The following is a 21,133-nucleotide window of genomic DNA, read 5'->3' on the forward strand; positions in this document are numbered from 1 at the left end:
AGTCCGGTCATGGACGAATTACCTGCTGCTGTTCACTCCGTTCACAGCGACCAAATATCAGAAACAAATGCGTCGTGATTGACACGCAGGCGCCCCTGTGCTATAACTAACGGAAGAATGTAAACGCAAAGGAGTATACTGCCATGAAGCTGCAGCAATTATACAGTCTGACACGAAAAGCGATTGACGAATATCAGATGATCGAGGAGGGGGACCGCATCGCCGTCGGCATTTCCGGCGGAAAGGACAGTCTGACGCTGCTCTATGCCCTGCAGGGGCTGCGCCGCTTTTATCCAAAGCATTTTGAGCTGGAAGCCGTCACCGTCGACCTCGGTCATCCCGGCTTTGACACGACCGCCATCGAAGCGCTCTGCCATGAGCTGGAGGTGCCATATACTGTCGTAAAAACAGAAATTGCCGCCATTGTTTTTGAGCAGCGCAAAGAGAGCAATCCCTGCTCGCTCTGCGCAAAAATGCGCAAGGGCGCGCTCAACGATGTGGTCAAAGGTCATGGCTGCAACAAGGTCGCCTACGCCCATCATAAGGACGATATCATTGAGACGATGCTGCTCTCCCTGATTTTCGAGGGACGCTTTCACTCTTTTTCACCGCGCACCTATCTGGACCGCATGGATCTGACCGTCATCCGCCCGCTGATGTTTGTATCGGAAGCGGATGTCATCGGATTTCAAAATAAATACCACCTGCCGGTGGCAAAAAGCCGCTGTCCGGCAGATGGCTATACAAAGCGCGAATATGCAAAAAATCTGCTGCGCCAGCTCAACCTGGATTTCCCCGGTGTCAAGGAGCGCATGTTTTCTGCTATCTTAAACGGAAACATTTCCGGCTGGCCCGAAAGAGTCCTGCGCGGTTCTGGCGCATCACAGCCTCTTTGCAAAACCGGCCCCGACGCTACGCCTGTCCCAGCTTCTCCTTCGGAATCGCAAGACGGACACTTGCCGGATTCAGAATAATCCCTTTCACTTCTTTGCCGATTATCTGTTTCAGCTTCGCGCAGTCCACCGTGATTGCGCGGAATTGTTTTTTCACATTGAATTTCTGGAATTCGTTCGGGTCGGTGCAGATGGGGTGGTATGCATTTCCGTTCTGCAGCTTTAAGAGCGGCAGCTTCATATCCTGCGCCTGCACCTTCTCCCCGCTTTCCTCCGGCACCTGCACCGGCATCAGAAGCTTTCCTCTGTGCAGATTTACCAGCATTTCCTCCTCCAGGTCCCGCAGACTGCTGTTGTCGCGGTTTTCCTCCGGCATATTGCGCTCCTGCGCAAAGTAGATGGCGGTAAGCTGCAGCTCCGGATTGAACACCGGCTGCTTTTCCGGTTCAAGCTTTGAATAATCCGGTCTGCGCACAAGCGTTTCCAGCTCGATTGCCAGTCTGTTTACGCTGTTATCCAGCAGAAGCTCGTTCACTCCCATTGCAAAAAGGCTCATATAAAAGGAAAGGAACTGCTTATTTTCCAGCTTCACGACCAGAAGCTCGCGCTTGTTCTGCATCTCCTTCAGCGCGCACTTCTTCGCAAAGGATTCCTCGCTGAAGATCCATACCTGGTCGCTGCAGGTATCCGGGTCGCAGTATACGTACGGCAGGTTTGTCGCTTTGGTAAACAACGTATAAATGGTTTCTATCTTCTGCAGGCGGCGCAGCACCAGATGGTAAAAGAATTCCTCACGCTTTGTAAAAAACAGCGCCGCCTGCTGTACCTTCACATTTTTTTCTTTCATGGATGCCGCTGAATTTTTCAGAATGATAAGCTCCTGCATCGGTACGTTTTCGTAGCTTTCTTCTTTGAAATCGGCAGATACCAGTAGTTTCTTTAATTCTTCCTGTTTCGTGTTTGTCATGTTACGTTCCTCACTTAAATTAATTTTTGAATGTCCGGCAGCACTGCCAGACTTCTCTTTAGAATGCCGTTCATATAGGCAATCGCCGTGCCGTAATTGGTGACAGGCACGCCCGCGTCCAGCGCGGTCTGTATGCGGTAACGCATTTCCCGCTCATTTAGCATACACCCTCCGCAGTGAATAATCAACCGGTATGTCGACAAATCTTCCGGAAATTCTGTGCCGGAGGTGAAGGAAAACTGCAGATTTCTGCCTGTAAATTCCCTGAGCCACCGCGGAAGCTTCACCGTTCCGATATCCTCGCACTGCCGGTGATGCGTGCAGCCCTCCGCAATCAGCACGGCATCGCCCTCCTGCAGGCGGGATATCTGCGCCGCTCCGCGCACGGATGCCTCCAGGGTTCCCTTATAGCGCGCCATCAGTATGGAGAAGGAGGTGAGCGGTATATCCGGCGACGTTTCGGCAGAAACCTTTGCAAATGCCTGGCTGTCGGTAATGACCAGCGCCGTTTTTTTTCCAAGACTGTCAAGCGTTTCCTTCAGCTCCGTTTCCCGTATCACCACCGAGACTGCCCCGCTCTCCAGCAAATCGCGGATCGTCTGCTGCTGCGGCAGAATCAGCCGTCCCTTCGGCGCCGCGCTGTCGATCGGCGTGACAAGCACCACAAAATCGTTTGCCTTCACCAGATCGCCGACCAGTCTTTTTTCTTCCCCCTGCTCTTTTGAGAGGGCAGCAATCTTTTCCTTCAGCTCGTATATATTGCTCTTTTCCCGTGCGCTGATATAAATCTCATGCGCTCCCGCTTCCGGCACCCGCTCCAGAAGGTCTGCTTTATTGTAAGCGATAATATAGGGAATCTCTTTTTTTGCAAAAATTCCCGTCAGCTCCCGCTCCACCTCCGTCATGCCCGCAGTCGCGTCCACCACCAGCACCGCCACATCCGTCTTGTTCAGCACCTGCTTTGTCCTGCGCACGCGCAGCTCTCCAAGGCTTCCCTCGTCATCGTATCCCGGCGTATCGATAATCATGACCGGTCCCACCGGCAGAAGCTCCATTGTTTTATAGACCGGGTCGGTCGTCGTGCCGCGCACCTCCGATACCACTGCGATTTCCTGATTCGTTACCGCGTTCACCACGCTTGATTTTCCCGCGTTGCGGCGTCCGAAAAATCCAATATGTACCCGGTTTGCCGCCGGGGTCTGATTCATTCCCATTCTTTTCTTCCTTTCCATCATCCTGTCTCCCCGGACGCTTCAGCGACATCCGAAGAGCAAAAAAATTTAAAATTTTTCAAATTATCTATTGACAATCCCTGCAAACTGCGCTAGAATATATCCTGTTCGGAACGAACAAAACCAAATATGTGCGTTTAGCTCAGCTGGATAGAGCGTTTGACTACGGATCAAAAGGTCGGGAGTTCGAATCTTCTAACGCACGCTTTTCAAAAAAGAAATCTTGTAAAAGATTTCTTTTTTTGTTGCCATGCATACGACAAAACGTCCAGCGAACATTCATGTTATTCCTGCCCGAACGGTCGCCTCAGAAGATTATAAACGGTAGTCTGCAGGCGGATCATCCCGTTTTTCAAATCTTCCTCCATCTTCGGATTTGTCCTGCCCTTTGCAAACCTGTGCAGCAGCTTTTCCAGATATGCGCAGTCATCGCGAAGCTGCAGCTTCCCGGTCAGATCGACATCCAGACTTTTTTCCTTCATTTCCCTGCGCGTCTCATCCACCAGCGTCTGCGCATTTACAAGCTGTACCTTCAGCTCCGGCGGAAACATATTCATATTCGTAGTTTTCGAACGATTCAGCATCTGTCTCTTTTGCTCCTTTCCCTGCCGTGCCTCCAGCCTTTCTTTCTGCCGGCAAAGTCATCTGTTCTTTATATTACCTCATTTATCTCTGGTTGTAAACCGGAAAAACATCATTTGCGGGTTCATGCTGCTTTCCCGTGACGCATTTTAGCACACGCCGGCTTTTCACGGCGCCGCAGTATAGCGCTGCTCATGCTGTTTTCTCGTCTCATTTATCGCCTCTCCATGTCCTGTCAGCGCGGCAAATGGCGCAAACTGCGCCGCACGGTCCTGCCGCGGCATCCGCGGATGCGTGACCGGCTCCGGATGCGGCAGATAGAGTATATCCTCATATCGCCATTTCTGTTCCTGCGCCGTCTGTCCTACATTCTGCGTTGCTTCCCCGCATTCTTTTTCTGCCTCCCGCGCCGTCTGTCCGCGTTGCTTTCCCGTATTCTGCGCTGTTTCCCCGCATTCTTTTTTTGCCTCCCGTGCCGTATGTCCGCGTTGCTTTCCCGTATTCTGCGCTGTTTCGCCGTACTCCCTTTTTATCTCCCGCGCCGCTTCTCTGCGCTCTTCGTTCATGCCCGGTGTCCTCCAATCTGTCCATTGCGCTCTCTGGCTGTCGCTCCTTCTTTTAGGTTCATCCCTTTTAAAATGGCGTTTTTGCCATATTTGTTTCTGATATCGAGCATCGCCTGCTGTATCTTGCGCTCCTTCTCCCTGGCGGCTTCCTCCTCCCGCTGCTGTTTTTCCAGAGCGGCATAATCGGTGAACAGATCAAGCTGCTCATAATGCGCTTCCCGCTTTACCTGTCCTTCCTCCACCACATGGTTGGCTGTAAGCGTAATTCTGCGGACAAGCAGGTTTTCATCGGTAATTCTGCCGTACAGCTCCATCACCGCCGCCGTGATGCGCTTTGCGGAGGACGTCGGCTCCGGCAGATTGGCGGTGCCGTGCGCATGCTTCGGAACCCTGCGTCCATAGCGGTCCACCGTAATCTCACCCCGGTAGCTTTTTGCCCGCTCCGGGTCGGAAAGATTTTCGATATCATACCCGATTGTCAGCACCATCTGGTCAGTGACAAGCCGTTTTTCCACCAGATCCAGGGCAAGCTGGTCCGCCATCTCCTGCACGATGAGCGCCGCCTTTTCGCAACTGTAGGGACAGTGCAGCACCTGTCCGGCTCCGAGACTGTTTGTCTCCGGCTTATACGCTCTGATGTCCGCGATGGTGCACGGCTCCCATCCCCAGGCATGGTCAATCAGAAGCTCGGCGTTGATTCCGAACAGCTTATACAGAAGCGCCTCGTTGTGATAATCCCCCGGCTTTCCAATGGAGCAGCGCGCAACATCTCCCATCGTAAACATGCCGTTAGCTTCCAGCTTTCTGGCATAGCCTCTGCCCACGCGCCAGAAATCCGTGAGCGGGCGGTGGTCCCACAGAAGCCTCCGGTACGACAGTTCGTCAAGCATTGCAATCCGGGCGCCGTTTTTGTCCGGCGGCAGGTGCTTTGCCACAATATCCATCGCCACCTTGCTAAGATACAGATTCGTCCCGATTCCCGCCGTCGCCGTGATGCCGGTCGTCTCATAGACATCCGCGAGAATCTTCTCCGCAAGCTGGCGTGCAGAAAGCCCGTAGGTTCCCAGATAATCCGTGACATCAAGAAAAATCTCATCAATGGAATAGACATGCTGGTCCTCCGGCGCAATGTACTTCAGATACACATCGTAAATCCGCATACTGTACTGGATGTAATGCTCCATTCTGGGCGGAGCAACGATATAATCCAGCGCCAGCTCCGGATGCGCCTGCAGCTCCGGATCATTCCAGGAGGAACCCGTCAGGCGGTGGTCCGGCGCGTTTCTTCTGCGCGCGGCATTGATTTCTTTTACCTTCTGCACCACCTCGAACAGCCGCGGCCTGCCGGGAATCCCATATGCCTTCAGTGAGGGCGACACGGCAAGGCAGATTGTTTTTTCTGTCCGCGCTCTGTCAGCGACAACCAGGTTGGTCGTCATCGGGTCAAGATTCCGCTCCCGGCACTCCACCGAAGCATAAAAAGACTTTAAATCGATTGCAATATATGTGCGGCTCTTTTCCTGCATCCTGCTTCCAGCCTCCCTCCTGTTCTTATTATAAGAACATTCGTTCGATTTTTCAAGTGGAAATTTTTATTTTACCAAAATTCCGTTTACTTCCACCTCATCCGTCAGCGCAATCACCAGACATTTTCTGCCGTCGATTACGGTCGTCTCCACCAGATCGCTCCTTGCGGGATTGACCTGTACAATCACATCCTTTGTTTTGATTTCAAATTTTCTGGTATTTGCCACATTTTCCGCCACGAAGGAGGTCTGCTCTCCCGCCGCTTCCTCAAAGCGCTCGTCAAACTGCGACATTTTTTCTTCAGCAACGCCGCTCTGCTCAAACAGCCGTTTCACCTCCTGTCTGCCAAGTACAAGCGGCGCCGGCTCCTCCTTCTGCTCCTCAATCATTTCGTTTAAGTTTTCGTGAATTGTCCGCACAGTCTCGTAATCGCAGTCCTCTCCCAGTGTTTCCTCCACCAGCGCCTGGAAGGTTTCCTTCTGGCTTCCCGCCGTCAGCGGAAGCGTGCACCCCAGCACATTATCCACAAAATCGCCGCACGGCATTTCCGGCTTCTGATTGTAGTAAAGCAGGCTGTGAATATCCGCGCTGCGGTCATGAAATGCCGGGAAGAGAAAGCCAATCAGCGGCATTTCCACCAGCCAGTCCTGCGTGCGGCTGGAAAAACAGTTTTCCTTCTCGTTATACGACAGACAGGGCTTCGCCAGATTCACCGGACAGATGCAGCACATGATATGCTCGTAAACCTCGTCGGAGGCATCGAACATCTCCTGATTATCGGAGGCTTTTCCCGGAATGTCGTACACCGCATACATCAATAAAATTAGATAATTCCCTGTGTATTCATAGGTTTCAATAATCTTATCATAAAATTCTTCCAGTACGCCATCGTCCTGCAGCCCCGAATATTTCAGCTTCATGAGCGTCGCCTGCGTGCCGTTTTCCTTTTCTGTCTCCAGCGGAAATTCCATGTTCAGCAGATTTTTGCCGATTGTTCCGGAAATCGCCTTGCGGAAAATATTCAGATATTTAAAAAATTCTTCCTCCGGCAATGATAAAAACGCTTCCCGGAACTGTGTTTTTTTGTTCTTCTCCCCGTCGACATAACAGCCGCAGATACGGCTGATAGGACAGCGCTCCTGTGTGTACTGTTTTTTTATCTCTGCAATTTCTTTCTTATTCATATTCTACCCCTTTTCTTTCCTGTAACCGTTTTTTCATATCAGACGGCGGGTCGGTTCGCTCCTGTGACCTTTTTTCCTGCATCCGCAGCCGCCAGATCGTTCCCGCGATTATTTTCATCAGATGGCGGTCGTTTCGTTTCCGGATACCGGCAGCTCTTCTCCGTCCAGGCAGGCGCGCTTCAGGCGGTCGCCCTCATATTCCAGCTTCAGAGAAAAAAATGGCTTTTCCTCCTCAATCAGACGGAAGAAGATATAATCCCCTTCCCAGAGATTCAGCCGGTGCAGCTCTGTTTTTTTCACCCACTCCAGCTTTCCCTCATCGCAGTCCGTTATTTCTCCCTCATAACCGTTCGCCGTGTACAGAAACATATATTCTGTCTCCCATCCGGCGCAGACAAAGGTCACGATTCCCCGCAGACGGTATCTGGTAAGTGTCAGATTCGTTTCCTCCTTCACTTCCCGCAGCAGACATTCCTCCGGGCTTTCATCCTTTTCAAAGTGTCCGCCGACGCCGATCCATTTGTCCTTATTTACATCGTGTTTTTTCGAAACCCGGTGCAGCATCAGATACGCATTTTCATTTTCTATATAGCAAAGCGTTGTCAGTCCCATATTTCTCTCCTTTTCTGCCGTGTACTCTTCACATTTTTCCACCTGTCTATTATAATGATTTTTATCCTGCCGCGCAATCCCATTCGCGAAGCGAATTTTAAGCGGATTTGCAAATGGAGTGAACAGAAATACCGTCATTAAATTTGCCAGCGGGTGTGCCGGAAATACTTGACAGTGCAATCCCGCGTGGCATATAGTATAAGAGATGTTGTGATGATTCCATTCATCCCGTCATTCAGGAAATTCTTATTATAGAAAGAGAAAGGATGCCGCGTCTGCGGCATGGTAAATAAGATGATTTATGAAAATATTCTGGAAGCGCTCGGTCATACCCCCGTCATCCGTCTCGGCAAAATAAACAGCCCGGAAAACGCGGAAATTCTTGTGAAATTTGAGGGGCTGAACGTGGGCGGCTCTATCAAGACCCGCACCGCCTATAATATGATCTGTGACGCCGAGGAGCGCGGTCTTATAAATAAAGACACGATTATTGTCGAGCCGACAAGCGGCAACCAGGGAATCGGTCTTGCGCTGGTGGGCGCAGTCAAAGGCTATCGCACCATCATCATTATGCCGGATTCCGTCAGCGAAGAGCGCAGAAAGCTGGTGCGCCACTACGGCGCCGAGGTGGTGCTTATTCATGACGCCGGCAATATCGGCGCCTGCATCGAGGAGTGTCTGCAGACGGCGCTCCGTATGGCGGCGGAAAATCCCAGCGTCTACGTTCCCCAGCAGTTTGAAAATCCGGCAAACCCGATGGCGCACCGCAATCATACAGCGCTTGAAATCCTCGAACAGGTTGACGGTCCGATTCACGGCTTCTGCTCCGGCATTGGCACTGGCGGCACCATCACCGGCATCGGCGAAGTGCTGAAAAGCAAAAATCCCGACATGGTCATCTGGGCTGTGGAGCCGGAAAATGCAGCGATTCTGGCTGGCGGCACCATCGGCACCCATCTGCAGATGGGCATCGGAGACGGCGTTATCCCCGATATTTTAAACCGTGAAATTTATGACGATATCTATATTGTCTCGGACGAGGAGGCGCTTAAAACCTCCAGGGATCTCGCGCGCCTGGAGGGAATTATGTGCGGTATCTCCAGCGGAACGAACGTGGCCGCCGCACTGAAGCTTGCCGGAAAACTCGGCAGGGGAAAGACGGTTGTCACCGTCCTTCCGGACACCGCCGAGCGTTACTTCTCCACCCCGCTGTTTGAAAACGAATAAGCTGGATGATTTTTATTTTTCGTTCGGGTAAACAACCCCAATCTGTGCACGGATATTGTCCATCAGTTCCATCATACGTATGGTTTCTGTATGCGGCATTTCCGGGCACTCTTTTTTGCCGTTTTCCAGTGCGCGCATACACGCCTCCACCTCGTATTCATAGCCGGTAATCTGTTCCGGCGTTTTATATTCCGCAATCATCTGATGCTCCAGGTTATAAACGCAGATACCTTCACAGTTATTGATATTGCGCACCATGATATAACCCTTGTCCCCGTAAATTGCTCCCTCACGGTTGCAGCCTGCCCGCATATCGCTGTGAAGCACTGCCATCCTTCCATCCTCATAAATGAGCGTAATGCTGTCCGCCGCATCCAGCCCGCGGTCCGTCAATACTGCGGACGCCTTCACCTCCCGGATACTGTCTCCGAAAACCATCGAGGCAAAGTTCAGCGTGTAGACGCCGATGTCAAGCAGCGCCCCGCCAGCCAGCGCCGGCTCTGTCATGCGTTTCACATGCGTGAGCGGATAGGAAAGTGTGGCATACAGCGAATGCGGGGTACCGATTATCCCGCTCTCCAGCACTTCGTCCAGTGTCCGCCGCATCGGAATGTATCTCGTCCAGATTGCCTCCGTCACCAGAACGCCCTTCGCTTCCGCCATTTTCAGCACTTCCTTTGCCTGCGCAGCGTTCTGCGTAAACGATTTTTCCGTCAGCACATTTTTTCCGTGCGCAATGCAGAGCTTCATGTGCTCATAATGATGCGAATGCGGCGTTGCAACGTAAATCAGATCCACCTCCGGATCGGATACCAGCTCCTCATAGGAGCCGTAAGCATGTGCAAAGCCATACTCCCCGGCAAACGCCTGCGCCCGCTCCAGACTTCTTGACGCCACTGCCCAGGACTGTACCTGCGGCATTTCCCGAATTGTTTTTGCCATTGTACCGGCAATATTTCCGGCACCCAGAATTCCCATTTTCATACTTTTTTCCTCCTGTTATAATATAAAACCCCAAACATCCCTCATCTCTGATTTTGGAATGTCTGGGGTTTCACTCTGTTACTGTTCACTCCGTTCGCAATAACTTCTCTCTTACTTTGCGTAATCTACCGCGCGTGATTCGCGGATTACGCTGACTTTAATCTGTCCCGGATATTCCAGTTCAGCTTCAATCTGTTTTGAAATATCCCTTGCCAGCAATACCATGTCCGCATCACTGACTTTCTCAGGAACAACCATAACTCGAATCTCTCTACCTGCCTGAATAGCAAACGATTTGTCAACGCCTTTGAAGGCATTTGAAATATCCTCTAACTGTTTTAATCTGTTGGTATATGTTTCCAGTGTTTCTCTTCTTGCACCCGGGCGCGCAGCCGAAATTGTGTCTGCCGCCTGCACAATACATGCAATTAAGGTTTCTGGTTCTACATCGCCATGATGGGCTTCCACTGCATTGATGACGGTCTGCGACTCTTTGTATTTTCTACAGAGGTCTGCCCCAATCTGTATATGGGAGCCGTCCACTTCATGGTCGATGGATTTGCCAATGTCATGCAATAAACCGGCACGTTTCGCCATGCGAACGTCCAAACCGATTTCCCCTGCCAATAAGCCTGCCAGATGCGCAACCTCTACAGAATGCTTGAGTGCGTTCTGACCATAGCTGGTGCGGAATTTCATTCTGCCCAGCAGACGTATCAGCTCCGGGTGGATTCCATGTACCCCTACCTCTAAAGCTGCTGCTTCGCCTTCCTCGCGAATCATTGTTTCTACTTCTTTTTGTGCTTTCTCAACCATTTCTTCGATTCTGGCCGGATGAATACGTCCGTCCACAATCAGCTTTTCCAGTGCAATTCTGGCCACTTCTCTTCTGATAGGGTCAAAGCTGGACAGAATTACCGCTTCCGGTGTATCGTCGATAATAAGGTCGACGCCTGTCATCGTTTCGAGTGTACGGATATTTCGTCCTTCACGTCCGATAATCCGTCCCTTCATCTCATCACTTGGGAGCTGCACCACGGAAATTGTAGTTTCTGCAACATGGTCAGCCGCACAACGCTGAATCGCAGTCGCTACATATTCCTTTGCTTTCTTACCTGCTTCTTCTTTTGCTCTGCTCTCCAGCTCTTTGTAAAGTCTGGCGGCATCGCTTTTCACTTCGTCTTCAACAGTTTTTAACAGATAGTCTTTTGCCTGCTCGGAGGTTAAACCTGAGATTCGCTCCAGTTCCTGCATTTTTCTGTCGTGAATCTGCTCAATCTCGACACTTTTTCGCTTTAACTCTTCTTCTCTGGCTGTCAGACCCGTCTCGCGTTTCTCCAGTGCATCAGACTTTTTATCAATGGCTTCTTCCTTTGATAATACGCGCCGTTCATACTTCTGCAGCTCTGCTCTGCGCTCTTTTGTTTCCCGGTCCAGCTCGTTTTTGCGATTCATGGACTCTTCTTTCGCTTCAAGCAGTGCTTCGCGCTTTTTCGTCTCTGCGACTTTCAATGCATCATCTATTATGTCCCTGGCTTTATCTTCCGCGCTGCCTATCGTTTTTTCTACCACATTTTTCCGGTAGGCAAGCGCAGCAAACCAGCTAATAGCTGCTGCAAGCAAGGCGACTGCGACACAGATAACAATCGTTACTGCACTCACAGGAGCACCTCCTTATTTAATTTTCATTGTACAATTACAACACTAACAATTTTATACTGTTTTTATTCTTCTGTCAAGTAATTGTAAACTGAAAAACACACATATGCTGAAAAGTGAAATCAATATACCCGTCTTCAGATAAGGCGTCTGATATACCAGCTCCACCGAATGCTCTCCCGGCTCCAGCTCAAGTCCGGTGTACATCAGATTCACACCCTGCAGCTTCTGCGGGGCGCCGTCCACGTAAGCGCTCCAGCCATCGCTGTACGCCATCGGAAGCACCAGCATTTTGGGTGAATCCAGGGATATGCTTCCCGTAATCCGGTTGTCGGAAAATTCTGTCTCCTGCAGAACATCCGCACGCAGCTTTTCCGTCTGTCCGTCAATATTTTCCACCGGCTGGCATACCACATACAAATCATCCAGTGTATAGGTACCTGCTTTGGAAAACTTCAGGGTAATCTGTGTCTGCGGCTCTATATTATAGCCCAGGTTGCACATAAAATCATCTTTCCCGCTGTAAAAGCTGTGCCGCGGCGTATAAACCGGGATTTTCTTTTCCGTACTGCCCATAGTTACAAGCAGCGAAAAATTATCCGCGCTTCCCTCATAGACCACATGCTCCAGCATAAGATATGTTTCACTGTCTCCGACGCCGGTAAAATCAAGCGTAACTGCAGCGCCATCATGGGATACCGTAAAAGTATTTCCATTCACCTGTACCCCTTCGCCCGCCGTGACGGTAATCTGCGGCTCCTGGTCATTAAAAACAAGCTTTGCTTCCGGCAGGCTGCTCTCTTCTGCAACTGCTCCCTGCAGGAGCGCCTGCTGCTTCTGCGCCGGTGTCAGAGCGGCAAACTGCTCCGGTGAAACAGCAAAGGCATAGGTATAACCAAACGGGAGGATATCCCCGCTTTCATAGACCGCGTACTTTCCGTTTCCGCCCGCCTTTGTATCGTAAGAATAGGGCAGAAAGGCTTCCTTTCCCTCTTTTACCACAAAATATTTCACTGCCGCCAGACGGTCCAGAATCGTCCGCCCGTCCAGATTATCATACATCTGCTCCACCCGGATGCAGACTCCCAGTTCATCAAAAAACCTGTTCACATTCCCGTTTGATACGCTGAAATAAAAATCCGTGCCGTACATCCGGGTCTGCATCGCCGTATTCTCATGTGCGACGATTCCGTAAGAATCATACCGGTAAAAATCCCCGGTATCCCCAAGCTCCTTCACCGGATAGCATTCGCTTGCCGTCGTCAGCATTTTATAGGGTCTTCCCGCCGTGCGGAAGGTACCGATGTAATCTGTCTGCTGCGGAGAATACAGAAACCAGGCGTTCAGCCCCACCCCGCCGATCGTCATCGCATAAAAAAATACGGTCATCCACCGCCGGTTCTTTAAAGAACCGCACAGCGCAATCACGGCACACAAAATCACCAGCATCGCAACTGCGATCCGGCTGTGTGCTGTACCGTGTCCGGGAATCAGCAGAACAACCGCGCCATAGAGGACCGCCAGAAGCAGTACCACTCTTTTCTCCGTTTTATCAAGCCGGAAGAGCTGCGGATATACCCTGACAAGTATATAGGAGAGCAGCATATCGTATCCCCATATCCAGCGGTTTGACACATATGAAAACCCGTTGAGCACATGACCGAAAAACGGAAAAAGCAAAAATACGGTAAGCAGGAAAAAGCCCGCCTTTAAATCCGTGTTTTTCTTCCTCTTCACAAGCAGTACAAAAACCGCCGCCAGCAGAAGGGGAACCAGACCAAGTACCGTATAATACCGGCTTCCCGGCGAGGTATAATCCACGCAGAAGAAATCTCCCGCCAGCCTTCCGTAATAGGAAAGCGGATACAGTGCAGGCACACTGTTGCCCGCCTCCATACGTCCGGTGTTCAGGACGTACATTGCCGAGGGCAGAAATGTGACCGCCGCAATTCCGATTCCAACAGCAAAGTACCCGATAAATTTCAGCAGCCATCCGAGCAGCTCCTTCAGGCGGATTCCTCCAAAAAGCTTTATGTAGCGTACTACCGCATAAAGAAACATCAGCACACAGATCATATAGAAGAAATAAAAGTTGCTGATGGCGGAAACAGCCGTCATCCAGATAAACAGCCACGGCTTTTCCCCGCTAAAAATCTTATCGATACCGATAAGTATCAGCGGAAAGTATACCATCGGATTAACAAACGCCGGATGACGTGAAAAAACAAACAGGGCGAAGCCGGAAAAACAGTAGGTCAGCGCCCCAAGAACAGACGGCACATTCTCATTTTTATGATACCGGCAGTACAGCAGGAAACTGAATCCTGCCAGATACAGCCGCAGCACCACCACAAACGCATACATATATTCCGCTTTCTCCGGCGACGCAAACACCGAGAGAAGCGCCAGCGGGTCCCCGATAGCATAATAATTCAGTGTCGTCAGAATGTCCGCTCCGTAACCGATGCTCATATCCCACATCGGCACAGACAGCGTATGATTCTCCCAGAGATTCTTCAGAATCTCCCTCAGGTATTTCCCATAATATACGAAACTGTTAAAATGCTGGTACACACCGTCACAGTCCCATACCATTGATTTATGATACTTCCAGAAATAAATGAGTATGGTGGACACGGTGACAAAAAACAGAACCGTGTACATCGCATATCCGGAAAGTGCTGTTTTCCCGCGCCGCACAGAAGCTTCCTCCTGGCTGCTCTCCTGCTTCACCGCGTTATCTTCTTCCCGCGGGGCATCCTGCTTCTGTGCTGTCGTTACGCCACCTGTGGCAATTTTGCTCTGCATCCCTGCTTTTCCTCCGAAACTCCGGAAATTTCCGTTTTTGTCCCCGCCGCAGACCGGCAGAGTACCCGGATGATATTGATTATAGCTTCTCTTCAGGTACAAAGTCAACTTCTAAAACAATGCCCCGGAAACGGTAAGCAGCACAGCAGATATGTTTTATTCATCATCCACCCTCAGGGCACGCGCAATGGCGGCGCCCGAAAAGCCTTTTCTTGCAAGGAACGCATACATGCGGCGCCGTTCCCCCTCTTCTGCGTCTTCCGGGCGGTAATGACGCTTTTCCAGCCAGCCCTGTATCAGAACTTCCTCCGGGACACTCTCCGTCTCCTCAAAGGCCGCTTCCACCAGACTGCGCTCCACACCGCGCAGATACAGCTCCTGCTCAATCTGCCGGCGGCTCTTTTTTACCTTCATGCATTCCACATACTGCCTTGCATAACGGGCATCATCCACATAATGATAACCCTTCACGTACTCGACAGCCGCATCAATGACCTCCGGCGGGTACTGCGTCTTTCCCATGCGCAGCTTGTCTCTTAACTGTTTTTCCGTATAATCCCTGCGTTCCAGCAGATGCATACAGCGCAGCTTTGCCCGCTTTTGCAAATCATATCCCATCGCGGCTTACTCTCCGGCTGCGTCTGCAGATTTTCTGCCTGCGGCATCCCCCGGATTTTTCCCGCCGTTGTCGGCAGACCTCTTCTCAGATGCATCCGCCGCCTTTTTTTCCGCAGCATCACCCGCCTTTTTTTCTGCCGCGTCCGCCGGCTTTTCCTCAGACGGCTTTTTATCGACCGGAAGCCCGTAATGCTCGCGCACCTTCGCCTCTACCTCGTCCATAATGGCAGGATTCTCCCGCAGGTAGGCTTTTGCATTTTCTCTGCCCTGTCCGATTTTCGCATCATTGTAGGCATACCACGCGCCGCTCTTATTGATTACACCGATATTAGCCGCCAGGTCAATGATATCACCCTCTCTTGAGATACCCTGTCCGAACATAATATCAAACTCTGCTTCCTTGAAGGGCGGAGCGATTTTGTTTTTCACGACCTTGATTCTGGTGTGGTTGCCGATAACCTCTCCCGCCTGCTTCAGCGCCTCGCCCTTGCGGACATCCAGACGGATGGAGGAATAGAATTTCAATGCCCGTCCGCCGGTGGTCGTCTCCGGATTGCCGAACATCACACCGATTTTTTCACGGAGCTGGTTGATAAAGATTACGATACAGTTCGATTTACTGATGACTGCTGTGAGCTTTCTGAGCGCCTGGGACATCAGCCGCGCCTGCAGACCGACGTGGGAATCTCCCATATCGCCGTCGATCTCCGCCTTGGGGACAAGTGCTGCCACGGAGTCCACAATAATGATGTCCACCGCGCCGGAACGCACCAGCGTCTCGGTGATCTCCATCGCCTGCTCTCCATTGTCCGGCTGGGATATGTAGAGATTGTCGATATCCACGCCGATTCTGGAAGCATATACGGGGTCAAGCGCATGCTCCGCATCGATAAATCCGGCAACGCCGCCCCTCTTCTGCACCTCTGCCACCATATGCAGGGCAACGGTGGTCTTACCGCTGGATTCCGGTCCGTAAATCTCCACGATACGTCCCTTCGGAATGCCTCCGAGCCCCAGTGCGATATCCAGGCTCAGGGAACCCGTGGGAACCGTCTCCACGTTTAAATTTTTTCCGGAATCTCCTAATTTCATAACGGAGCCTTTTCCAAACTGCTTCTCAATCTGGGAAAGAGCTGCGTCCAAAGCTTTCATTTTTTCTTCTTTTATCATTTCTTCTCTCCTTATACGAACTTATGTTCGTTTTTCTTTTCTCATACTATCGTATTTTTGCAGAAATGTCAACTGTTATTTCATACAAATTTCCCCTGTGCAGAGCTTTTTTGCGCCCGCATTTAATATATCACAAATCATGTCATTTTTCAACACTTATAATATATAATTTTCTATTGAAGTTCCGGAAGAATTATGATAAACTACTTCTTACGCTCACGCAGGAAGAATCTTCCTGCAAAATCCGGCAGCACACATCCGCAGCCTGGCGGGCACATGATATGCTCTGCCGGAAATACCGTCAGAAAGGAAATAAGGACCTATGAATTGGAGTAAATATTTTGGAGACCGCAAATTTTACCGTTCCATGCTCACCGTCGCCATCCCGATTATGGTGCAGAACGCCATCACAAATTTCGTGGCTCTGCTCGATAATATCATGGTCGGACAGGTCGGGACGGTACAGATGTCCAGCGTCTCCATCGTCAACCAGCTCATCTTTGTCTACAATCTCTGTCTGTTTGGCGGGACCTCCGGCGCCGGAATCTTTACGGCGCAGTTCGTCGGCAAGGGCGACCAGCAGGGCATCCGCTATACCATGCGCTTTAAGCTCTGGATCGGTGCGCTGATTTCCGTCCTGGCGCTCCTTATTTTCGGTTTCGGCGGCAGCTTTCTGATCGGACTGTATCTGAAGGGACAGGCGGAGGCGGGCGATGCCGTGCGCGCCCTGCAGTACGGCAGAAGTTATCTTTCGGTCATGATGGTCGGGCTGATCCCCTTCTGTCTCACCAACGTATATGCCTCCACCCTGCGCGAAAACGGGGAGACCATGCTGCCGATGAAAGCCGGGATCATCGCAGTGCTGATTAATCTCTGTCTGAATTATATTCTTATTTTCGGGCACTTCGGCGCACCGGAACTTGGCGTCACCGGAGCCGCAATCGCAACCGTCGTCTCCCGCTTTGCGGAATGCCTGATCGTTGTCAGCTGGACGCACCGTCACCGCGAGAAAAACCGCTATATTGTCGGTCTTTACCAGTCCGCGCGTATTCCGGCAAAGCTGACGCGCGATATGATTGCGAAAGGGACTCCGCTGCTTTTAAACGAAACGCTGTGGTCCGGCGCTATGGCGATGCTGCTGCAATGCTATTCTATCCGCGGATTGTCGGTGATTGCCGCCATGAATATTAACAGTACCCTGTCAAATATTTTTAATATCGTATTTATCGCGATGGGAAATACGGTCTCCATCCTCGTCGGGCAGCTTCTCGGAGCCGGAAAAACCGAGGAAGCAAAGACTGCCGCCAGCCGCATGACTGTTTTTTCGGTGCTCTGCAGTCTGGCGACCGGGCTTGTGATGGCTGCTTTTCACGACGTATTTCCGCAGTTTTATAACACCACGCCGGAGGTGCGCACACTCGCCGGAGAGCTGATTCTGGTGACTGCCCTGCTGATGTTTCTGCCCGCCTTTACGAACGCTACTTATTTTACCCTGCGCTCCGGCGGCAAGACGCTGCTCACCTTTTTCTTTGATTGCTTTTATGTATGGGTCGTCAATATTCCGATTGCCTACTGCCTCTGCCATTTTACGGACCTGCCGGTCGTGCTGGTCTATCTGGTGGTGCAGGCATCCGAGCTGCTCAAATGCATTATCGGTTTTGTGCTCGTCAAAAAGGGCATCTGGCTGAACACGATTGTAGATAACTAAAAAACGTTCACTAAACGTTTTTGTCGTATGCATGGCAATTAAAGCGGGCTTTCATGGCAAAGCCCGCCTTTTCCATAATTTCCCTGACCGTTTCTGCGTTACCCTCTCCCCGGATTTCCAGCATCACCCCGGCGGCTTTCGGACGCTCTCCCTTTCCCTGAAGCCACCGCCGCATCATGGAAGCGTCCATATAAACGCCCTCCTCTTTTACAATCGCAAGAAGCTCTGCAGATTCCCCGGCAGATACCTGCCCGGAGGTACCTGTCGCTTCCGCCATCCGTGCGGACGCAGCGGCAGATACCACGTTCTGCTTTGCATCCGCCTGCAGCGTAATCCGCTGCTCTGCGAAGGTCTCCCTCAGAATCTCTGCCTGCCGCTCTGTAATTGCCTTTCCGTTCTCATCAGTAAGCTGTGAGAAAAACGTATCACCGACCACCAGCGGCGGCACGCTTCCCACCGTCTTTTCCCCGGCGGATGCTACAACCGTCAGCGGATATTCTGAAAAATCCACACCGGTAACAGAAGCCTCCGCCCGGTATCTTCCCACCCGGATTTCGCAGCTCTTCTCATACAGCAGCCACCGCTTCTGAAATCCCGGCAGCTCCTCCATCTGTGCGAGAAGCTCCGCCGTAATTTCTCCTTCCGGAAGCTCTGCCATCAGAAGTACCGGCGTCTGTTCCCGCCCCTGCGCTTCCCCAAGCTGCCATGCCAGAAAAACAAGCAACGCCGCGGCGGCAAAGAGCAACCGGCAATAAAGCTTTCCATACCACTTCCAAAATTTCATCCGCTCTGCTCCCTTTTCTGCAGCGCAAGCAAATCCGCAACTCTGTCCCTGCTCCTTTTCAGGCGTACCGCAAGGATAGCAACTGTCAGCAGAAAAAGCAGTGTCAACGATACCAGCACCGCGCCGTACCATCCATTTTTCTGTTCCTCCTCTTTTTCTGCCGTCAGCTCAACCACCTGCGGCTCCTCAATAAAGGTGGTAAATTCCTGTGTCTGTGTATACGTTTCTCCATAAGCGTCCTCATAGGTAAGCGTCAGGGTACCCGCCGTCTGCCCATAGGCGTCCTCCCCCGCCTGCGCGTCATACTGCGCGATAGATTCCATATTTTTATTCCCGACATAGATGCGCATGGATCCCTCGAAAGCAGCGCCCGCCTCCACCGTTCCGGCATCCAGCTCCTCTGTTGCAAAAAGTCCCGGTGCCTCCAGCCGTATGTGCGCCCGGTAGATTGCCGTTTTCCCGGTATTGCGTATCTGCACCGCCGACTCCACCGTTTCCTGGGAATATACCTCGGACGCTATTGAAAATCCGGCAAGCTGCGCCTGTGCGGGCTGGCTGACTTCCAGAAAGACTTCTTCCTCTGCGCTGTAAACCGTCCCCTTCTCGTTTTCATATTCAAATGAAAAGGTTATCGTCTGTCCTCCCGGAGATGCGTCCGCCGCAGCTTCCGCCCAGGCAGACAGCGTGATTGTCTCCTGCGGTGCAACCCTGTCAAAATAAAAGGAGCTTTTGCTTAAGGTTAGTCCGCTGTCCGCCGGTTTTAAAGTCACCTTCAGATTATAAATACTGTCGCTCCGGCTTTTGTTGATAAAAACTGCCTCAAATTCCTTTTTCTGTCCCGCACGGATGCGCTGCCCGGACAGGCTGTACGATTCCAGAAGCATCTTTGGCTGATGATAAATCTTTTCCGTTTCCGCCGTACCGCCCCCGTAATCTCCGCCACCGTAGCCTCCTGCGCCTCCTCCCACATAGCCATCCCCCGCGGACAATGCGGATGGGTCTTCTGATACCGGCTCCGTCGGCGGCTCCTCCGTGTCCGGCTGCTCCGGCTCCGTATCCGGCTGTGTGTCTGGCTGTCCCGGCTGCGTGTCTGGCTGTGTGCCTGGCTGTCCCGGCTGCTCCGGCTCTGTATCCGGCTGTGTGCCAGGCTGCTCCGGCTGCGGCTGCGTGTCTGGCTGTTCCGGCTCTGTGTCCGGCTGTGTGCCCGGCTGTCCCGGCTGCGTGTCTGGCTGCTCCGGCTCTGTGTCCGGCTGTGTGCCCGGCTGTCCTGGCTTCTGTCCGCCGTCATCCGTCCTGTCCGTGATGGTAATATAAAGCCGGCAGCTCTCCCGCACGGCAATCCCCTCCTCCGTATACCCCGAAGCATATACCGTTACCGGATATTGTCCGTTTTTTCTCGCTTTTTTCAGAGTAATATCACATTGGAACAGATATACCTCCGTGCGCTCTTCAAAGAAATATACTTCTTTTTTTATTTCCTTCTGAAAATTCGCGTAGACAAAAGGCGCATTGTCTGTCATGGAAAGACCGGCACTTAAGCGTTCTCCCTTTAAGCTTCCGTTCGCAAGAAACGGAACCACCAGATGCACGGTATCATTTTCCACGACCGGAATGTACCCCTGCGCATAAGAGGTCTGCATATTTTCGTAAACATGCTGCGTATCGATTTCCAGACCGGCGTGCCGGGCATACACCGCGCGGGCATCCGCCGCGGCTTCCACGCCCGCTCTCTGCACCGATTCTGCGTCCGCTACTACATGGCACGCCTCCTCCGCGGCTTCCACGTCCGCTCTCTGCACCGCTTCTGTGTCCGCCGCAAAACACACATCCGCCGTTTCGTACACCGCCTGCGCGCTGCATGGCAGGGCAAGCAGCGCAGCCAGAAGCAGTCCCGCGGCTCTGCCGCTTTGTGTTTTCTTGGTCCACCGCAGCCTTCCTGCGCGGCGTGGCCTTGTATTCTCCCTCATGCTTTTCTGTCCACCTCTCTTAATATCCCCGCGTCCATCTCAAAGACCCGGTCGCAGAGGATACGGATGTCCTCGCTGTTATGGCTTGCGAGCAGAATCGTCTTCCCCTTCTGCTTCTCTTCTAAAATCAGACTGCGGATTTCCTCCACGCCGTGCCGGTCCAGACCGTTAAAGGGTTCATCCAGAATCAGAAACTCCGGCTCCTCCATAATCGCCTGCGCAATGCCGAGCCGCTGCCGCATACCAAGGGAATATTTTGACACCGGCTTTTTCAGACCGGGGTCCAGACCAACGCGCAGCAGAACCTCCGTGATGTCCTCCCGCCCCAGCTTTCCCTTCAGTCCGGCAAGAATTTCCAGATTCCGTCTGCCGCTTAAATTTGCCAGAAATCCCGGTGTTTCGATAATCACGCCGATGCTCTCCGGAAAATCCGCTTCTTTTCCGATATATTTTCCGCCGACCCGGACCAGCCCCTCCGTGACCGGCAGAAAACCGCAGATGCATTTCATCAGCACCGTCTTTCCGGAGCCGTTATTGCCAACGATACCGTACACCATACCCTGCTCCATCGAAAAATCCAGCCTCTTCAGCACTTCCTCCTCCCCGAAGCATTTGCGCACATTTGTCAGTTGTACATATTCCATA

General features: G+C 51.9%; 18 protein-coding genes and 1 tRNA gene. 4 read left to right on the top strand and 15 right to left on the bottom strand.

Annotated features, from left to right (window positions below; genetic code table 11):
* Positions 1–143 precede the first annotated feature (143 nt).
* Positions 144–974: a tRNA 2-thiocytidine biosynthesis TtcA family protein gene (locus NQ534_RS20415; RefSeq protein WP_040783063.1), complete on the top strand. Its 831-nt coding sequence runs from the start codon at positions 144–146 to the stop codon at positions 972–974.
* Here the strand turns inward: NQ534_RS20415 and NQ534_RS20420 are convergent.
* Both NQ534_RS20420 and hydF read right to left on the bottom strand, forming a co-directional pair.
* Positions 913–1,860, bottom strand: coding sequence for an SseB family protein (locus NQ534_RS20420; RefSeq protein WP_006861824.1), 948 nt, complete (start codon positions 1,858–1,860; stop codon positions 913–915). The two genes, NQ534_RS20415 and NQ534_RS20420, sit on opposite strands and share 62 nt — an antisense overlap.
* A gap of 14 nt (positions 1,861–1,874) precedes the next feature.
* Complete coding sequence (gene hydF / locus NQ534_RS20425; RefSeq protein ID WP_040783159.1) at positions 1,875–3,074, bottom strand: [FeFe] hydrogenase H-cluster maturation GTPase HydF; 1,200 nt, start codon at positions 3,072–3,074, stop codon at positions 1,875–1,877.
* A 149-nt stretch (positions 3,075–3,223) separates the two neighbouring features.
* Between hydF and NQ534_RS20430 the strand changes: the two genes are divergently transcribed.
* Positions 3,224–3,297, top strand: a tRNA-Arg gene (locus tag NQ534_RS20430).
* A gap of 79 nt (positions 3,298–3,376) precedes the next feature.
* Here NQ534_RS20430 and NQ534_RS20435 read toward each other — a convergent pair.
* The 5 genes from NQ534_RS20435 to NQ534_RS20455 all read right to left on the bottom strand — a co-directional run bounded on the left by NQ534_RS20435 (position 3,377) and on the right by NQ534_RS20455 (position 7,563).
* The gene (locus NQ534_RS20435; protein ID WP_006861822.1) at positions 3,377–3,676 is read right to left on the bottom strand and encodes a hypothetical protein; all 300 of its coding nucleotides are present in this window, start codon (positions 3,674–3,676) and stop codon (positions 3,377–3,379) included.
* Positions 3,677–3,841: 165 nt separating this feature from the next.
* Positions 3,842–4,240 carry a hypothetical protein gene (locus tag NQ534_RS20440; protein WP_006861820.1) on the bottom strand — a complete coding sequence of 133 codons (399 nt, stop codon included), beginning with the start codon at positions 4,238–4,240 and terminating at the stop codon, positions 3,842–3,844.
* Positions 4,237–5,766, bottom strand: a complete 1,530-nt coding sequence (locus NQ534_RS20445) for a Y-family DNA polymerase (RefSeq protein WP_006861819.1) — start codon at positions 5,764–5,766, stop codon at positions 4,237–4,239. Before NQ534_RS20445 ends, NQ534_RS20440 begins: the two co-directional genes overlap by 4 nt.
* A gap of 66 nt (positions 5,767–5,832) precedes the next feature.
* The gene (locus NQ534_RS20450) at positions 5,833–6,951 is read right to left on the bottom strand and encodes a DUF4317 domain-containing protein (RefSeq protein WP_006861818.1); all 1,119 of its coding nucleotides are present in this window, start codon (positions 6,949–6,951) and stop codon (positions 5,833–5,835) included.
* Between the two features lie 117 nt (positions 6,952–7,068).
* Entirely contained in the window at positions 7,069–7,563 is a 495-nt protein-coding gene (locus NQ534_RS20455; RefSeq protein WP_040783157.1) for an NUDIX hydrolase, read from the bottom strand.
* A 282-nt stretch (positions 7,564–7,845) separates the two neighbouring features.
* Between NQ534_RS20455 and cysK the strand changes: the two genes are divergently transcribed.
* The gene (gene cysK, locus NQ534_RS20460; protein ID WP_006861815.1) at positions 7,846–8,790 is read left to right on the top strand and encodes a cysteine synthase A; all 945 of its coding nucleotides are present in this window, start codon (positions 7,846–7,848) and stop codon (positions 8,788–8,790) included.
* A 12-nt stretch (positions 8,791–8,802) separates the two neighbouring features.
* Here the strand turns inward: cysK and NQ534_RS20465 are convergent, their stop codons facing one another.
* The 5 genes from NQ534_RS20465 to recA form a co-directional block, all read right to left on the bottom strand.
* Positions 8,803–9,774: a Gfo/Idh/MocA family protein gene (locus NQ534_RS20465; protein WP_006861813.1), complete on the bottom strand. Its 972-nt coding sequence runs from the start codon at positions 9,772–9,774 to the stop codon at positions 8,803–8,805.
* Positions 9,775–9,885: 111 nt separating this feature from the next.
* A complete protein-coding gene (rny, locus tag NQ534_RS20470; protein ID WP_242655347.1) occupies positions 9,886–11,382 on the bottom strand; it encodes a ribonuclease Y in 1,497 nt (498 codons plus the stop codon).
* A 105-nt stretch (positions 11,383–11,487) separates the two neighbouring features.
* Entirely contained in the window at positions 11,488–14,343 is a 2,856-nt protein-coding gene (locus NQ534_RS20475; protein ID WP_050778302.1) for a YfhO family protein, read from the bottom strand.
* A gap of 54 nt (positions 14,344–14,397) precedes the next feature.
* Positions 14,398–14,859 carry a regulatory protein RecX gene (locus tag NQ534_RS20480; RefSeq protein WP_006861810.1) on the bottom strand — a complete coding sequence of 154 codons (462 nt, stop codon included), beginning with the start codon at positions 14,857–14,859 and terminating at the stop codon, positions 14,398–14,400.
* Positions 14,860–14,865: 6 nt separating this feature from the next.
* A complete protein-coding gene (recA, locus tag NQ534_RS20485; protein WP_006861809.1) occupies positions 14,866–16,029 on the bottom strand; it encodes a recombinase RecA in 1,164 nt (387 codons plus the stop codon).
* A 322-nt stretch (positions 16,030–16,351) separates the two neighbouring features.
* On the opposite strand from recA, the gene NQ534_RS20490 reads away from it, so the two are divergent.
* The gene (locus NQ534_RS20490) at positions 16,352–17,737 is read left to right on the top strand and encodes an MATE family efflux transporter (RefSeq protein WP_006861807.1); all 1,386 of its coding nucleotides are present in this window, start codon (positions 16,352–16,354) and stop codon (positions 17,735–17,737) included.
* Positions 17,738–17,747: 10 nt separating this feature from the next.
* Here the strand turns inward: NQ534_RS20490 and NQ534_RS20495 are convergent, their stop codons facing one another.
* From NQ534_RS20495 to NQ534_RS20505, 3 genes are read right to left on the bottom strand one after another with little or no spacing between them, the layout of a single operon-like run.
* Positions 17,748–18,521: a hypothetical protein gene (locus NQ534_RS20495; RefSeq protein WP_006861806.1), complete on the bottom strand. Its 774-nt coding sequence runs from the start codon at positions 18,519–18,521 to the stop codon at positions 17,748–17,750.
* Positions 18,518–20,488, bottom strand: a complete 1,971-nt coding sequence (locus NQ534_RS20500) for a COG1361 family protein (protein ID WP_006861805.1) — start codon at positions 20,486–20,488, stop codon at positions 18,518–18,520. The genes NQ534_RS20495 and NQ534_RS20500 overlap by 4 nt, the downstream gene beginning before the upstream one ends.
* The gene (locus tag NQ534_RS20505; RefSeq protein ID WP_006861804.1) at positions 20,485–21,132 is read right to left on the bottom strand and encodes an ABC transporter ATP-binding protein; all 648 of its coding nucleotides are present in this window, start codon (positions 21,130–21,132) and stop codon (positions 20,485–20,487) included. Before NQ534_RS20505 ends, NQ534_RS20500 begins: the two co-directional genes overlap by 4 nt.
* Position 21,133 lies beyond the last annotated feature (1 nt).

The sequence above is a fragment of the Marvinbryantia formatexigens DSM 14469 genome (assembly GCF_025148285.1).
GTDB lineage: Bacteria > Bacillota > Clostridia > Lachnospirales > Lachnospiraceae > Marvinbryantia > Marvinbryantia formatexigens.